The sequence below is a fragment of the Rhizomicrobium sp. genome (genome assembly GCA_037200385.1).
GTDB lineage: Bacteria > Pseudomonadota > Alphaproteobacteria > Micropepsales > Micropepsaceae > Rhizomicrobium.
Map to the genome: position 1 here is coordinate 3,579,999 of JBBCGL010000001.1, position 16,225 is coordinate 3,596,223.

At 66.7% G+C, this 16,225-nt stretch carries 15 protein-coding genes; 9 read left to right on the forward strand and 6 right to left on the reverse strand.

What is annotated here, in order from left to right:
- Positions 1–133: 133 nt before the first annotated feature.
- Both WDM91_17145 and WDM91_17150 read right to left on the reverse strand, forming a co-directional pair.
- On the reverse strand, positions 134–1,009 hold the full coding sequence (locus WDM91_17145; protein ID MEI9996327.1) for an alpha/beta fold hydrolase: 876 nt from the start codon (positions 1,007–1,009) through the stop codon (positions 134–136).
- Positions 1,006–1,431, reverse strand: a complete 426-nt coding sequence (locus WDM91_17150) for a helix-turn-helix domain-containing protein (GenBank protein MEI9996328.1) — start codon at positions 1,429–1,431, stop codon at positions 1,006–1,008. The genes WDM91_17145 and WDM91_17150 overlap by 4 nt, the downstream gene beginning before the upstream one ends.
- Positions 1,432–1,550: 119 nt before the next feature.
- Here WDM91_17150 and WDM91_17155 point away from each other — a divergent pair, with 119 nt between their 5' ends.
- From WDM91_17155 to WDM91_17175, 5 genes are all read left to right on the forward strand, one after another.
- Positions 1,551–3,098, forward strand: a complete 1,548-nt coding sequence (locus tag WDM91_17155) for an acetolactate synthase large subunit (protein MEI9996329.1) — start codon at positions 1,551–1,553, stop codon at positions 3,096–3,098.
- Positions 3,099–3,191: 93 nt separating this feature from the next.
- On the forward strand, positions 3,192–4,709 hold the full coding sequence (locus WDM91_17160; GenBank protein MEI9996330.1) for a circularly permuted type 2 ATP-grasp protein: 1,518 nt from the start codon (positions 3,192–3,194) through the stop codon (positions 4,707–4,709).
- A gap of 181 nt (positions 4,710–4,890) precedes the next feature.
- A complete protein-coding gene (locus tag WDM91_17165; GenBank protein MEI9996331.1) occupies positions 4,891–5,832 on the forward strand; it encodes an alpha-E domain-containing protein in 942 nt (313 codons plus the stop codon).
- 170 nt (positions 5,833–6,002) lie between these two features.
- Positions 6,003–6,965, forward strand: coding sequence for a transglutaminase family protein (locus WDM91_17170; GenBank protein MEI9996332.1), 963 nt, complete (start codon positions 6,003–6,005; stop codon positions 6,963–6,965).
- Positions 6,966–7,190: 225 nt separating this feature from the next.
- Complete coding sequence (locus WDM91_17175; GenBank protein MEI9996333.1) at positions 7,191–7,430, forward strand: hypothetical protein; 240 nt, start codon at positions 7,191–7,193, stop codon at positions 7,428–7,430.
- 80 nt (positions 7,431–7,510) lie between these two features.
- On the opposite strand, the gene WDM91_17180 is transcribed toward WDM91_17175, so the two are convergent.
- Positions 7,511–7,819, reverse strand: a complete 309-nt coding sequence (locus WDM91_17180) for a hypothetical protein (GenBank protein ID MEI9996334.1) — start codon at positions 7,817–7,819, stop codon at positions 7,511–7,513.
- A gap of 222 nt (positions 7,820–8,041) precedes the next feature.
- Complete coding sequence (locus tag WDM91_17185) at positions 8,042–9,802, reverse strand: tetratricopeptide repeat protein (protein MEI9996335.1); 1,761 nt, start codon at positions 9,800–9,802, stop codon at positions 8,042–8,044.
- A 165-nt stretch (positions 9,803–9,967) separates the two neighbouring features.
- On the opposite strand from WDM91_17185, the gene flbT reads away from it, so the two are divergent.
- From flbT to WDM91_17205, 4 genes are all read left to right on the forward strand, one after another.
- Complete coding sequence (flbT, locus tag WDM91_17190; protein ID MEI9996336.1) at positions 9,968–10,393, forward strand: flagellar biosynthesis repressor FlbT; 426 nt, start codon at positions 9,968–9,970, stop codon at positions 10,391–10,393.
- 25 nt (positions 10,394–10,418) lie between these two features.
- Positions 10,419–10,703, forward strand: coding sequence for a flagellar biosynthesis regulator FlaF (locus tag WDM91_17195; GenBank protein ID MEI9996337.1), 285 nt, complete (start codon positions 10,419–10,421; stop codon positions 10,701–10,703).
- Between the two features lie 237 nt (positions 10,704–10,940).
- The gene (locus WDM91_17200; protein ID MEI9996338.1) at positions 10,941–11,768 is read left to right on the forward strand and encodes a flagellin; all 828 of its coding nucleotides are present in this window, start codon (positions 10,941–10,943) and stop codon (positions 11,766–11,768) included.
- A 285-nt stretch (positions 11,769–12,053) separates the two neighbouring features.
- A complete protein-coding gene (locus tag WDM91_17205) occupies positions 12,054–12,881 on the forward strand; it encodes a flagellin (protein MEI9996339.1) in 828 nt (275 codons plus the stop codon).
- A gap of 156 nt (positions 12,882–13,037) precedes the next feature.
- On the opposite strand, the gene WDM91_17210 is transcribed toward WDM91_17205, so the two are convergent.
- Both WDM91_17210 and WDM91_17215 read right to left on the reverse strand, forming a co-directional pair.
- Positions 13,038–14,996 (reverse strand): hypothetical protein, encoded by a 1,959-nt coding sequence (locus WDM91_17210; GenBank protein ID MEI9996340.1) that lies wholly within the window; start codon positions 14,994–14,996, stop codon positions 13,038–13,040.
- Complete coding sequence (locus WDM91_17215) at positions 14,993–16,210, reverse strand: ATP-grasp domain-containing protein (protein MEI9996341.1); 1,218 nt, start codon at positions 16,208–16,210, stop codon at positions 14,993–14,995. Before WDM91_17215 ends, WDM91_17210 begins: the two co-directional genes overlap by 4 nt.
- Between the last annotated feature and the right edge of the window lie 15 nt (positions 16,211–16,225).

The window sequence follows — 16,225 nt, forward strand, 5'->3', positions numbered from 1 at the left end:
CATCGAGACGCTTGCGCAATGGGTCCCGGCGCGGCGCGATGCCGACGCATCGCTTGGCCGGGATGACAGTCGTGATTCAAACGGATCACAACAGATTCTAAAGCGGTTGCCGTTCAAATGGAATCGCGAGCGATCACCCTTTTGCCCGCGTCAGTCCCCGGCACTGGAGGAAATCGAGAATGGCTGCCGCCTGCCCGCGCAGGAAATGCCCCTGCTCTTCCAGCCAGCGGATTTGTACATGGGGCACCGCCTGCTCCAGCCGCCGCCGGGTCCCCGCGCTGTCGATCATCGCATCCTTGCCGCCGAGGATCGCCAGCACCGGCATGGCGAGGCGTCGCAGCGCGTCATCGCCGATCACCGGAAGCCGCTCGCGGCGCACGCGGAAATTCTTGTAGATGAGATCGAGGAAGTCGCGCACCGCGGCCGGCATCTGCGGCGCGTCCGGCGCCTTCGGCCCCGCGATGATCGCGCTCACCTTGCGCCGTCCCCACGGCCCGAGCAGCAGCAGCGGCAGTGCCCACAGCAGCACATTCCTGTGCCGGCCCACGCCGCCGGGGCACAGGACGACGAGCGCGCGCACGCGCTCGGGCCGCCGCGTCGCATAGTCGAGCGCCAGCCAGCCGCCCAGCGACAAACCGACCAGCGCGGTCGTCTCGATCGCCAGCCCGGCGAGCACATCATCGAGCCATCCCGGATAGGCACCGCTCGCCAGCGTCGGCCGCGACGGCGCCGACAGGCCCGGCTCGCCGATGATGTCGACCGCATGGACGCGGAAATGCCGCGACCACAGCGCCGCATCGCCCATCCACATGAAGGCGTTCGACGCCGAGCCATGCAGCAGCACCAGCGGCGGCGCGTCCTCGGGTCCGCAGGACACCACGAACGTATCGCCTTCGCGCGTCGGCACGGTGACCTGCCGGTTGGGCTGCGGCCAATGCTGCAGGATGGCGCGATAGCGGGCCTCGACTTCGGCCGCGCCTTGCGACGTCTTCCAGATCGTCAGCGTCACGGCTCCGCCAGCGCCTTGATCGATGCCAACACGACGCGCGTGCTGTCGATGCTGCCGTTCACGATCACCTTCAGCCGCGCCCGCTCCTCGTCATAGATCGTGTCGATCCGCAACGGCGCGTCGCCGGCGGGGCGGCCCTGTGCCGATGCGGTCAGGACGGTGGTGAGGCGATAGGCGGTGTCCTTGTCGACCGCGTCGATGTCCACGACGCATCCGACCTCGACATGGCGGTGCCGCCGCACCGGTGCGGGGGTGCGCAAGGCGGCCCCGGTCAGCGTCTCGAGGTCCGCGCGCGCGATGCGATAGGACTTGCCGATCCGCACGGCCTTGAGGCGGCCGTCCCGCACGAAGTTGCGGATGGTTTTCACGTGCAGGCCAAGGAGGCGTGCCACTTCGTCGACGGTGTAGAGGTCTTGTGCCATATATTGCTCTCTATACTTCCCAATGAAACACCACAATAGGGAATTATAGGGAGTATCGTCGGGGCTGGCCTCGACCGCGGAAAAGGCGGAAAACGTCCGGACTTCCGGGGAGAACGAGCATGAATGGGGCGGAAAGCCTGGTGCGCACGCTGGTGGCGTCGGGCGTCGAGGTCTGTTTCTCCAATCCCGGCACCTCCGAGATGCATTTCGTCGCCGCGCTGGACCGGGTCGACGGCATGCGCGCGATCCTCGGTCTGTTCGAAGGCGCCGTCACGGGGATGGCGGATGGCTATGGCCGCATGGCGGAGAAGCCGGCCTGCACCCTGCTGCATCTGGGACCGGGCCTCGCGAACGGCCTCGCCAATCTGCACAATGCCCGCCGCGCCGCGACGCCGATCGTCAACGTCGTGGGCGACCACGCGACCTATCACGCGCAATACGACGCGCCGCTCACCTCCGACATCGCGGGCTTCGCGCGGCCGGTCTCGGCCTGGGTGCATTCCTCGCCGAGCGCATTGACCGTCGCCGCCGATGGCGCGCGTGCCGTGCGGGCGGCGCTCGAGCCGCCGGGCCAGGTCGCGACGCTGATCCTGCCGGCCGACACGGCATGGAACGAGGCGGAAGGCGCGGCGCCCGCACTGCCGCGTCCCGCGCCATCGCCCGTCGGCGACGACGCCGTCACGCGCGCCGCGCTGGCGCTGCGCAACGGCAAGCGGACGACCGTGCTGGTCCGCGGCGCTGCGCTGAAGGAACGCGGTCTCGCCGCCGCCGGCCGCATCGCCGCCGAGACCGGCGCGCGTCTCGCCTGCGATACCTTCACCGCCCGCATCCAGCGCGGCGCCGGCCGCGTAGCGCTGGCGCGCATTCCATACTTCGCCGAACAGATCGTCGAGTTCTTCCAGGACACCGAGCAGCTCATCCTGGTCGGCGCCAAGCCGCCCGTGTCGTTCTTCGCCTATCCCGGCAAGCCGAGCTGGGGCCTGCCGGAGGGTTGCGCGATCCACTATCTCGCGCAGGCCCATGAGGACGGAACGCAGGCGCTCGAAGTCCTTGCCGACGTGCTGGGCGCGCCCAAGGCGCCCGCCGGCGTCGCGGCGCTGAAACGTCCGGAGGGCATCGCCGACAAATTCGATCAATACTCGATCGGCCAGGTCATCGCCCGCCATCTGCCCGAAGGCGCCATCCTCTCCGACGAAGCGGCGACCTCGGGCGCGGGCATCGCACTCGCCACCGTCACCGCCGCGCCGCACGACCAGCTCAGCCTGATGGGCGGCTCGATCGGGCAGGGCCTGCCGGTCGCGACCGGCGCCGCCGTCGCCGCGCCGGGCACCAAGGTCGTCTGCGTCCATGGCGATGGCGGCGCGATGTACACGCTGCAGGCGCTGTGGACCCAAGCGCGCGAGAATCTCGACGTCACGACGGTGATCTTCGCCAACCGCTCCTATGCGATCCTCAATATCGAGCTCGCCCGGGTCGGCGCGGGCAATCCGGGGCCCAAGGCGCTTTCGATGCTCGACCTGCACCGGCCGGACCTCGACTGGACGAAGCTGGCGAGCGGCATGGGCGTGGAAGCGTCGCGCGCCAGCAATATCCGCGATTTCGAAAGCCAGTTCGCGGCGGCGATGACGCAGACCGGGCCGCGCCTGATCGAAGCCGTCCTGGGCTGAATCTGCCGCCTGCGCGCATTTGACCGCACCCCCGCCGCGTCGCCCGAAAAGGATTGCTTGACGGAATGCCCTGAAATTTCGTCACATTTCGCGATGCAGCATGACGCGCTGGCGCATACGGAAGATTTCGGGGGGCCTGACCAGCATCAGCCCACCCGAACCTGCGTCCCCGGCCGCGATGCGCCCTACGAGCAATACGCGCTGGGCAAGGCCTATGACGAGATGTTCTTCGCCGACGGCACGGTGCGGCCGCACTATGCCGCGCTCGACGGCCGCCTGACCACGCTGCCGGCCGGCGAGCTGCTGCGCCGCCAACAGGCCTGTGAATTGTCCTTTCTGCACCAGGGCATCACCTTCACCGTCTACAACGACAACCAGGCGACCGAGCGGATCATCCCGACCGATCTGCTGCCGCGCATCGTCACCGCCCAGGAATGGTCGCGCATCGAGCGCGGCCTCGAGCAGCGCATCCGCGTCCTCAACCTCTTCCTGCGCGACATCTATGGCGATGCGCGCGTGCTGAAGGACGGCGTGATCCCGCGCTCGATGATCTACGGCTCCAAGCATTACCGCCGCGAGATGCGCGGCCTGCCCGTGCCGCACGGCGCCTATGTCAATGTCTGCGGCAGCGATCTCGTGCGCAACGAGGCCGGCGATTTCGTCGTGCTGGAGGACAATCTGCGCGTTCCCTCCGGCGTCTCCTACATGCTCGCCAACCGCGACGTGGTGCGCCGCGCCTTCCCGGCGGTGTTCCGCTCCATGGGCGTGCGCCAGATCGAGCACTATCCCAACGAGCTGCTGGCGACCCTGCGCAGCCTCGCGCCGTTCCATGAGGACGTCTCGATCGCGGTCCTGACGCCCGGGGTCTTCAACTCCGCCTATTTCGAGCATGCCTTCCTCGCCCGCCAGATGGGCGTCGAGCTGGTCGAAGGCCGCGACCTGCTGGTCAACGACAATGTCGTCTATGCCCGCACCACCTCGGGCCTCAAGCGGATCGACGTGATCTACCGCCGCATCGACGACGATTTCGTCGATCCCCTGATCTTCCGCGAGGATTCCTCGCTCGGCGTGCCCGGCCTGTTCAACGCCTATCGCGCCGGCAATGTCGTCGTCGCCAATGCCCTTGGCACCGGCGTCGCCGACGACAAGGCGGTCTACGCCTATGTCCCGCGCCTGATCCGCTATTACCTCTCCGAAGAGCCGGTCCTCGACAATGTCGAGACCTATCTGTGCCGCGAGGAGAAGTCGCTGCACCACGTCCTCGCCAATCTCGACAAGCTGGTGGTGAAGGCGGTGGGGGAGAGCGGCGGCTACGGCATGCTGGTCGGCCCGCACGCCACCAAGGCGGAGCGCGACGCCTTCGGCGAGAAGGTGAAAGCCGACCCCGACAACTACATCGCCCAGCCCACGATCCAGCTCTCGACCGCGCCGACCTTCGTCGATGGCGGGGTCGAGCCGCGCCATGTCGATCTGCGGCCGTTCATCCTGCATGGCGAGCACACCACGATCGTGCCCGGCGCGCTGACCCGCGTCGCGCTCAAGCGCGGCAGCCTGGTGGTGAACTCCTCCCAGGGCGGCGGCTCGAAGGACACCTGGGTGCTGAGCGAATGAGGCTCCGCTCTCCGCCCCTCCACGGTTGTCATGGCCCGCGAATGCGGGCCACCCAGGTGACGTCTGCACCGTCGGTGCAAGGTTGTGTGCGCCCCCAACCTACGTATGCCGTGCCGCTTTCACCTGGGTGGCCCGCATTCGCGGGCCATGACAACCTCTATTTCAGTTCACGCGTGCGAGCATGCTGAGCCGCGTCGCCGACTCGCTCTACTGGATGGCGCGCTATATCGAGCGCGGCGAGCACACCGCGCGCGTCGTCGCGGTGAAGCTCGAATCCATGGTCGAGCAGAGCAGAGAGGACGCCGACGCCGCCTGGCACCGCGTCGTCGAGGCGCTCTCGGCCGAGGAGTTCGCGCCCAAGGCGCACGACGCCTATGTCATCACCCAGGCGCTCGCTTTCAACCGCGTGAACCCGTCCTCGCTGGTCGCCTCGCTGCGCCTTGCGCGGGACAACGCCCGCCAGGTGCGCGAGCATCTCACCACCGAAGTGTGGGAGCATCTCAACAAGCTCTATCTGCGGCTCCAGCCGGTGACGACCGACGCGGTCTGGGGCCATCATCCCGCCCGCGTCTTCCGCGAGGCGCTGGAGGACTTCCACACCCTGGAAGGCGTCGTCTATTCGACGCTCAGCCACAATGAGGGCTGGCATTTCATCCAGCTCGGCCGCCATATCGAGCGCGCCCAGCTCGTCAGCCGCCTGCTCGACATGCATTTCCGCGCCACCCCCGGCTCGCAGCCGCCGAAATATTTCGACTGGCTGGTGCTGCTCAAATTCTGCACCGCCTTCGAGCCCTATAGCCGCGCCTACACGGCGCAGATCCGGCCCGAGAAGATCGCCGAGTTCCTGGTGTTCGACGCCGAATTCCCGCACTCGCTGCGCTTCGCGGTCGACCGCATCGTCGACGCGCTGGGCAAGGTCGCGGCCGCCGCCCCGCCGGCCCGCCGCGCCGGGGTCGAGCGCCTCGCGGGCAGGCTCAAGGCGACGGTCGATTTCGGCCAGATCGAGGAGCTGATGGCCGGCCAGCTCGTGCCCTTCCTCGCCGACATCACGCGGCAATGCGAGCAGATCCACGAAAGCGTCCACCTCGCCTACATCGCCTATGGCGCGGAGACGGTGCTGTGATGGCGGGCTTGTTTTTTCCTCCCCCGTGGTTACGGGGGAGGTGGATCGCCTGCGCAGCAGGCGAGACGGAGGGGGCCGGTGGCTCCCCCTCCACCACATCGCTTCGCGATGCGGTCCCCCTCCCCCGTAACCACGGGGGAGGAATTCGACGGCGCGGGAGCGGCTTCTGAATGTTCTACTCCATCCGCCACGTCACCCGTTTCCGCTACTCCCGCCCGGTGCGCGAGAGCGTGATGGAGCTGCGCATGCAGCCGCGCTCCGAAGGGCCGCAATCGCTGCGCAGCTTCCAGCTCGCCACCAATCCGCGCGCCCAGCTTTATGCGTATACGGATCATCTCGGCAACGCGGTCTACCACTTCAACGTGCTGCGCGATCACGAGGAGCTGCGGATCGAGGCCCAGGCCGTGGTCGAGATCGGCGTCATCCCCGCTCTGCCCGAACGCGCCGACGCGCTCGAATGGGGCCGTTTCAACGCCTACAACCTGACGGACGAGCATTTCGACCTCATGGAGTCCTCGACCTATGCGACGCTGACGCCGCTGCTGCGCGGCTTCATCGCGGCGCATGGCCTGGACAAGCCGCAAGGCGATCCGCTGAGCGCGCTCAAGCATCTGCGCAAGGTCATCTACGATTCCTTCGAATACACCGCCGGGATCACCGACGCGCACTCGCCGATAGACGTGGCGCTCAAGGCGGGGCGCGGCGTCTGCCAGGATTTCGCGCACATCATGATCGCCGTCGCGCGCAGCTGGGGCATCCCCTGCCGCTATGTCTCGGGCTATCTGCACCATGGCCGCGGCAGCGACCGCTCGGGCGAGGACGCGACCCATGCCTGGGTCGAGGCCTATCTGCCCAGCCTCGGCTGGGTCGGGCTGGATCCCACCAACGACATCATGCCGGCCGAGCGCCACATCCGCGCCGCGGTCGGCCGCGACTATGCCGATGTGCCGCCGACCCGCGGCACCTACAAGGGCGGCGCCGAGAGCGAGCTCGCCATTGCGGTCGCGGTCGAGCCGACCCAGGCGCCGGTGCGGCACGAGGATTTCCTGCGCGTCGCCCGCCCGATGAGCGCCCCGCGCCCGACACCCTCGATGCCGGAGCACCTCTATCACCAGCAGCAGCAACAGCAGTGATCGTGCGTGCTTCGAGGCCCGCCTGCGGCGGGCACCTCAGCATGACGAGAGGGGGGCTTGTAAGATCCCGTCAAGCTGAGGTGCTCTGCGAAGCGGAGCTCGAAGCACGCACGACACCACGCCAGATGCCGGCTCCTCAGGACGCGGGAGGATAAGACGGTGCGTCCCGTAGGCAGTCGGACCCGACGGCAGTATAAAAAGTTCGAATCAGCGGCAGGGACCATCATGACGACACGCGCGGCAATACTGGCGATCGGGCTGACCCTGCTCCTGGGCGGTTGCACCGATGTCGATCTGTTGGGCGACGATGACGCCGCCTCGAATGCTCCGGCCGCCAATGGCTGCACCGCGCAGGGCTGCCCGCAGGCGGCGCAATTCTGCGTCGCGCGCGGCTATCACCCCGGCTCCGACGGCTACAATCGCTGCCTCGTCTCGGTGGAAGAGAACCTGCGCAAGGGGCATTAGGGTCTGTATTCAATAAACACGTTGTTGGTTAGGCCGATGCCAACGAGTACAGACCCTGCAGCGCCGAGCGTTGTCGGCCTCTACCGCCCGCCGAACAGATATCGCCCCACTAGCATCCAGACACCGAACACGATCGCCGTCGTGCTGGTCACCACCGCGATGAACTGCGCGTCGTCGAGCCCGTGACCGGCGGCGCTCAGCGCCACCTGCGCCCCGGCGAAGGCGAACAGGAAGACCAGCCAGCACATCGTCACGACGAAGGCCCGATCGGCGAAGACCCGCCGCTGTCCCATGTCCTGTACCCGCTCGCGCAGGATCTGCGCCGCCAGCGCGGGCTCCGGCACGCCTATGCCATCGACAGGGCGTGCCGCTCCCGGCTTGGCCGTCACCGTCCGACTTATCCACGCGCGCGTTTCGAGGACCATAAGGCGATCAAGCGTATAGCATCTCGGCGCAGAAGATAAGTATATTTTCCTTTTATCCTCGGACCGAAGAGTGAATTCGCCAAATATTCCTACCGAGCACAATCCTAGGAATCGCAGCATGGCGACCGCAACTTCCTGCGCGCGACGCGCGTGCCGGCGCGGCGTGCCTGCGAGGTAGGCCGGGTTTTACGCCGTGCGTTTTTTCACGAATTGGGCGAGCTCCGCGGCGACGCGCGGGATCAGTGCGCTCCAATCCCCGAACGTCTCGGGCGAGAACACGGGCGCCTTGCGATACCAGGGATACTCGTCGCTCCCGAGCTGCGGCCAGGTGCGGCCCGCCGTCAGGAACCAGACCTCCGTGCCCACCGCGCCGGCATTCGCCGCCGCCGCCGTGGGCGCCGAGATCGCGAGATCGAGCGCCGCCGACAAAGCCGCCGCGCCGTCGATGTCGTCCTTCAGATCGACCTCCATCGCATGGATGGTCACGCCGAACGCGTCCCGCACCCGCGCCAGTTCGGCGGCGCAGTCGCCATATTGCAGGTTCACGAAGGTCGCGCCCGGCGTCTTCAGGATCGGCTCCCACATGTCGAGCGCGCTGTAGTATTTCGCCCGCTTGGCCGCCAGCATCATCGAGCGCCAGCAGACGCCGATATAGGGACCCGGCCCCTTGTCCTTCAGCGCATCGCGGAAGGCTTGCACGCGCTGCGGATCCGGCACCAGGAACGCTTCGTGCGGAAACGCCGCGACGTCCTTGCGCAGATATTGCAGCGCCGAGCCCATCGGAATCCAATAGTCGGGCTCGCGCACATCCGTGATGAACTTCACGAAGCGCAGCGGCTTGTTGCCGTCGGGATCGAGCAGCGTGCGATCGTCGTAGGCGCCGACATCGGCCTTGGGAAAGGAGCGCTGGAACAGCGTCACCAGCCGTCCGTCGACCGCGATCTGCAGCTTGCCCGTGTCGCCGACCATGCGCTGGAGATCGGGCAGGATGTTGGCGAACATGAATTCGTCGCCCAACCCCTGCTCGCCGATCACGGCGATCCGCTTGCCGGCCAGGTCTTCGCCCGTCCACTGCGGCGCCTTGATGAGGTGGTTCACATAGGCGCGGAAGCGCGGATTGTTGCGCGTCTCGAATTCGCGGAAGCCTTCCGCCAGCCGGCCCATGCCGATCAGGCAGATCGAACGCGAATGCTCGGTCTCCAGCCTTTCGGCCGGATCGGTGGCATGATGGAGCGCGGTCTCGTAAGCCTCGAAGGATTTGTCCAGCAGGCCCAGATGGGCATAGGCATAGCCCAGATTGTGATGCAGCCGCGCAAAGCTCGGATCGAGCCGGACGGACTCGTTGTAGAAGACCAGGCTCTCCTCGGCGCGGCCTTCTTCGGCCAGCACGGTGGCCAGCGCGTTCCACAGGATCGGCTCGGCCGGCATGCGGAAGATCGCGGCGCGCAGCGTCTCGATCGCATCCTCCGGCTGTCCCATGTCGCACAGGATGGAGCCGAGATTGTTGTAGCCCAGGGGGCTGTCGGGACAGGCCTGGATGTAGAGGCTGAACATCCGCGCCGCGCCGTCGTTCTGCTTCAGGTTCCAGGCGATCAGGCCCAGATTGATCAGCAGCTCCGGATCGTCCGGATCGAGCTCGAAGGCGCGCTCATAGGTGACGAGCGCCTTGTGGACATGCCCCATGCGCTCCAGCGCCATGCCGAGCACATGATAGGCCTTGGCGTTGCTCTCATCGAGCGTGCTGGCGGCGAGGGCGAGCTGTCCGGCGCGCGTGATGTCGCCGCGCCGCCAGGCCTTGATCCCGCGCCGCAGCGCGCCGTTCGACTTCTTGCGCGCCAGCAGTGCGTCCGTCTCTTCCTGCAGCTGCTCGAGCTTGGCGAGCGCGGTCATCTTGGCGTCCATGCCGGACAGGCTGTCGAGGGAGGGAAGGGGTTGGGGCTGCGCCATCGCGGGGGGATCCGTGGGGTTTATCCGCGCGATGAAAGCCGATCATGCTTAAGCCGGAGTGAACGTGGAGCCTTCAATCGCAAGCACTTTGTTAACCACGGCCGCCTTAAGGTCGCCTCCGTCGACGCGCGGCCGCCCTCCGCGGCGCGCCGGGGAGCTGAAACGATGCCGCTGAAACTGTCGCTCAAGCCTGGCGAGAAATTCGTCCTCAACGGCGCCGTGATGACCAATGGCGACAAGCGCGCCAGCCTCGTGATCCAGAACAAGGCCTGCGTGCTGCGCGAGAAGGACATCATGCAGCCGCAGGATGCGACCACGCCGGCGCGGCGTATCTATGTCCCGATCATGATGATGTATCTCGATCCGGACGAATCCGACCAGTACTACAACGAATTCGCGCTCCGCATGACCGAGTTCATGGGAGCGGTCCAGAACCGCCAGACGCTGTCCACCTGCATCGAGATCAGCCGCGACGTCATGGCGGCGTCCTACTACAAGGCGCTGATCTCCTGTCGCAAACTTTTCGATTTTGAACAGGAACGCTTGAACTATGACCCTGAGAGCCTACCAAAATACGCAGCGGGTTACTGAAGACCCGCGCGCAACCGAATACCGGTTGTTCGGTCAGGTCACCGGCGCCCTCATCGAAGCGCAGAAGCGCGGTGTTGCCGGCGGACCGCTGGCAGAGGCCGTGGACTGGAACCGCACGCTGTGGCGAACCCTCGCCGCCGACTGCATGGACGACCGCAATTCGCTGACCCAGGACGTGCGCGCGAAGATCGTCTCGCTGTCGCTGTGGATCACCAAATACTCCAAGCAGGTCACCCGCAACGGTGCCTCGCTCGATCCGCTGATCGAGATCAACCGCACCATCATGCAGGGCCTGCAAGGCGCGGCCTGACAATGGCGACAAAGGAAAAGAGGCCGGCGGTGACGCCGGCCTCTTTCGTTTTTGCCGGTCGGCAATTCATGCCTAACATGCGGCGCGGCGCGCTCTCAAATAACACAGCACTACCAGTGGCTTAGAGGGTTTACGAGACGTCCTTTCCTGGCACGGCGCTTGCGAAACCGCGAGCGGGGCCGTCGCGCCCCGGACGCGCAGAACGCCGTCGCCCACCAGAATGGAATGGAGAAAGTCATGTCCTTCAGCGTCAACACGAACAGCGGCGCACTTGTCGCGCTGCAATACCTCAATGCCACGCAATCGCAGCTCACGACCACCCAGAACGCGATCAACAGCGGCCTGAAGGTGGCATCCGCCAAGGACGACGGCTCGACCTACGCCATCGCCCAGAATCAGCGCGGCGCGGTTGCCGGCTATTCCGCCGTCACCGACAGCCTCAGCCGTGGCTCGTCCGCGATCGATGTTGCGCTGTCCGCGGGACAGTCGATTTCGGACTTGCTCATCCAGCTCAAGACCAAGGCGCTCGCCGCCGCGGACACCTCGCTGGATACGACGAGCCGTCAGGCCCTGAATCAGGACTTCGTCGCGCTTCGCGACCAGATCACGACCATCGTGAAGAATGCCGTGTTCAACGGCATCAACCTGGTTGACGGCTCGACGACCCAGATCACGGCCCTGGCGTCTTCGGACGGCACGCGCCGCATCACGACCTCGGCCCAGAAGCTCGCGCTTTCGGGTACGATCGTGACGCTGACGCAGACCGCCTCGATCTCGACGCAGACCAAGGCGTCGACCCTGGTGGCGACCATCCAGGCGTCGCTCACCAACGTGAACTCCGCTCTCGCCAAGCTTTCCGCCGGCGCGAAGAAGTTCTCGATCCAGGCGACCTTCACCGGCAAGCTGTCGGACACGCTGACCGCCGGTATCGGCCAGCTGGTCGATGCCAACATGGCGCAGGAAAGCGCCATGCTGCAGTCCTTGCAGGTCAAGCAGCAGCTCGGCGTCCAGGCTCTGTCGATCGCCAACCAGGCGCCGCAGACCATCCTGTCGCTGTTCAAGTAAGCCCAAGGTGTTTTCAGGGAAGGGGAGCGGCGCGCAAGCGCCGCTCCTTCTTTTTTGCCCGGCAATTTCTTCCTGCCGCTAGGCAGGAATTTCCCGGTCGGCGGAAGAAAATGCCTAATGGCGACGAATTGCGGAAAATTCGACCGGGTCGGTATTTTCCCTCCGCCCCGGGAATCGATGGTTAGAACTTTCTGAACTCCGTTCGGCACGCCGCTTGCCAACAGCCTGGCGTGGGCAAAAAGCCTGCGAGCAAGCTGCTCAAGCCTAACCAGAACGGAGACGACCATGTCTTTCAGCGTCAATACCAACTCCGGCGCACTCGTCGCGCTGCAATACCTCAATGCCACGCAGTCGCAGTTGAACACCACGCAGGCCGCCATCAACAGCGGCCTCAAAGTCGCGTCGGCGCGCGATGACGGCTCGACCTACGCCATCGCCCAGAACCAGCGCGGCGCGGTTGCCGGCTATTCCGCCGTCACCGACAGCCTCAATCGCGGCGCGTCCGCCGTCGATGTGGCCCTGTCCGCCGGCCAATCGGTCTCGGACCTGCTCATCCAGCTCAAGACCAAGGCGCTCGCCGCCGCGGACTCCTCGCTGGATACGACGAGCCGCCAGGCCCTCAACCAGGACTTCGTTGCCTTGCGCGACCAGATCACGACGATCGTCAAGAATGCGACGTTCAACGGCATCAACCTGGTCGACGGTTCGACGACCCAGATCACGGCGCTGGCCTCGGCCGACGGCGCGCGCCGCATCACGACCGCGGCCCAGAAGCTTTCGCTTTCGGGTACGATCGTGACGCTGACGCAGACCGCTTCGATCTCGACCCAGGCCAAGGCGTCGACCCTGGTGGCGACCATCCAGTCCTCGCTGACCAATGTGAACTCCGCTCTCGCCAAGCTGTCGTCCGGCGCGAAGAAGTTCTCGATCCAGGCGACCTTCGCCCAGAAGCTGTCGGACACGCTGACCGCGGGTATCGGCAACCTGGTCGACGCCAACATGGCGCAGGAAAGCGCGTTGCTGCAGTCCCTGCAGGTCAAGCAGCAGCTCGGCGTCCAGGCTCTGTCGATCGCCAACCAGGCGCCGCAGACCATCCTGTCGCTGTTCCGTTAAGCCTATCGGGAGCGGCGGGGCGAACGGCCCGCCGCTCTTGCCGTTTTCCGAAGGAATCGAAGAATCGATCCTTCGCCCCGAGGCGTGGGGGACTGACTATCGGTGGGTTAGAAAAAGCGAACGGACGGCGGTCTTCGGGCCGCCGTCCGTATCGTCTCAGGCGCCGACCAGGCTGAAACGGAAACGGCGTGGCCCCGCCGCATAGGCGCTGGGCTTGCGCGTGTCGTCGAGCTCGAGCGCCGACAGCAGGAACTGGCAGAACAGCCGTCCGCCGCTCACCCGGTGCGTCAGCATGCCGAGAAGGCCGGCGGTCGAACGGTCCACTTCGATCCGAACCCGCGTCGTGCCGTCGCCGATCTCGGCCCAGCCTTCGGTCAAGCCGAGCCCTTGCGAGGACGACACCAGGAACGACACCGGCGCGCCGTGCTCGATGCTCTGGCCGGCCAGCGCGAAACGCTCCACGGCGTGTCCGCCGTTCTTCGTCGTCAGCGACAGCCGCGTCACGTCGAACGCGTCGCCGAGCAGGGTGACATGGCCGAGCCGCAGGCTGCCCTTGCCCCAGTCGCTCCAGTGGAACGTCAGATCGAAATCGATGCGCGGCTCGTGCGCCGCGAAGCATAACGTCTTGTCGATCGGTCCCTTCGCGGTCTCGATCCGGCCGTGCACGAACACGTCGCCATTGTCCGCTGTCCAGCGCCGCGTCGCCGCCCATTCGAGGTCCGTGATCTTATGCTCGCCGGGCGCCTCGAAGACGCAATCGCCGGTGTACCAGTCGGCCTGCAGCGCGATGTCGTCGAAATGGCCATGCGGCACGCCGCCCAGCGCCGGTCGCGCGTGGCCGGCGAAGTGCACGCTCTCGAGCGCCAGGCCGCGCCGCCGGTCGAGACGCGCGGCGAGCATGGGAGTCGCGACATCGATCTGTCGCGCCTCCACGGCTTCTCCCTGCGGCGCAATCACCCCGGGCGCCGGTGCGCTCCAGCGGGCTTCCGCCAGGCGCAACCGCGTACAAAAATCGTTCCAGCGCAGGTCGGTGATGTGGGTGCGGAAATCGCTCGACCACAGGAAGCAGAGTTCGCGCCACGCCGCGTCGTCTGCGCCGCCGCTGGTCATGCCGCGATAGATCCGCTCGCAGGCGGCATTGACGCCAAGGTCGTCGCGGCCGGTCACGGCCCAGCGCGCCAGATTGTATTTGCGCTGTTTCTTCACCGGGATGGGACTTGCCGCCGTCTCCAGCCGCAAGATCTGCCCGGCCTGCGGCCCGTCCTGCAGCGCGAGAACGTCCGACGGCGCTATTAACGCGAATTCGGCGCCCAGCCGCGCAAAGGCCGCTTCCATGCGAACCCATTCCGACTCGCCGGTCAGCTTCTCCTCGGTCTTGTAGCGCCCGGGGCGGAAGTCGAAGATCTCGGCGTCGCTGGCATAGACGCACAGCGCCCGCTGCGCCGGCGCCGCGCAGCCTCGGACATAGTCGAGATAGGGCTCGATCGCGATATCGCGATGCACGAAGCGTTGCAGCTTCTGGAAGGCCACGGTGTTGGTCCACAAAAGCCCGATGCTGCGTCCGTCGGCGCCCAGCGCGCGTTGCGGCAGATAGCGGGTCTCGGCGGTCCAGTCGGGATGGGCCGTGCCGGGATTGTCCCAATCCATCGCCAGCGCGCGATAGCCGGCGTCGAGATAGAGCCCGACCAGGCCGCCCGCATAGGCCTGCTCGTTGACCAGCGCGATGGCGGGCGTCGCGCCCAGCAGGCGCCGATAGACTTCGTTGCCCAGCCGCAGGTTGGCCTCGGTGACCGGGGCCGGCACCAGCGGCCCGATCATCTGGGAATAGCCCGAGCCGATCAGCTCGATGCGGCCCGCGCCGAGCAGCGCGCGCGCCTCGGCGATCCAGGCCGGATCGCGCGCCGCGATCTCTTCCAGCGTAAAGCCCGTCGCTTCGATGCCGATCGGCCCGTATCTCTCCGCCAGCCGCAGCAGCGGCCAGTAGCAGCGATCGATCACCGCGCCGCGCTGCGCTTCCTCGATGGAGGAGAAGGCGAGATTGAGGTGGAACAGCGCGAAGAGCCGCAGCGTTCCGCTCGCCGCGGCGATCTCGCGCTGGCCCAGCGGCGCATTCATGCGGTGACGATCCTCAGGCAGGCCAGCGCGTCGTTGGCGGCGGCCAGGGCGGCCTCGCGCGACGGGCCGGTCGTCAGCACCATCGCGGCGGAAGGTCGCTTGTCGCCCGCCGCCGGGATGACGTCGCCGGGCGCGGCCGTCACGATCAGCTCCGCGACGCCCGCGATGCTGCGCGCCGCTTCGGCGCCTTCGACCGAGACGACGCGTCCGGCGGCGGGAAAGGCGTAGCGTTGGATCACCGGCGTGACATGGACCGGTTCGAGCTCGGCCGCCGTCACCGTCTCGCCGAGCGCGAGCCTGATCGCGGCGCCGACGAAATCGACGCCGGTGTTGAGCGGGATCTCCCGCGTGCAGAAGAAGCCGCCCGACAGCCGCGCCGCAAGCTCGATCACATAGGGCTCGCCCTTATGGACGACGATATCGCCCTTCACCGTGCCGTTGGTCACGCCCAGCGCGGCCGCGGCGCGGGCCACGACGTCCTTCACCTTCGCCTGGATCTCGGCCGACAGATGGCTGGGCAGGTCGCCGCCATTCTCGATGAAGAACGGCGCATAGCGCTCGAGATATTCGTAGTTGCGGTCGGAGAACCCCGGCGTGAAGCAATGCCCGTCCACGACAACCGATTCGGTCGAGACCTGCGGTCCGTCGAGATATTGCTCGACCATCACGCGTTCGCTCGGCGAATGCGAGCGGGCGAACAGGAATGCCTTGTCGAGGTCGGCGACTTGCGCGACGCGCTGCACGCCGCGCGAGCCGCGGCTGTCCACCGGCTTGATCACCAGGTCGCGGCCGCGCGCGATGGCGACGCGCTGCAGATCCTGCGGTGTCGCCACTTCCGCGAACCACGGCACCGGCACGCCGCATTCGGCAAAGCGTCGCTTCATTGCAAGCTTGTCGCTCGCGAGCTCTGCCGTGGCGCGTGAAATGCCAGGCAGGCCGAGGCGCTGCGCCACCGTCGCGGTGGTGACCGGTGCGTCGGCGGCGACGCAGATGACGCCATCGATCTTGCGGATCTTGCGGTTGTAGCGTTCCGCCGCGGCAGCGGTCTCCGTCGCGCCATAGACGTCTGCGATCAGGCAGGAATCGGCGAAGGCGAAGCCCGGCGCATGCGGATCGCGGTCGGAAACCACGACGGTGTGGCCCATCTCCTTGGCGCGTCTGGCGGCGTCGGCTGCTTCGATTCCACCCGAGATGATCAGGAGCGTCTTACCCATGCGAGGATTGGCCCA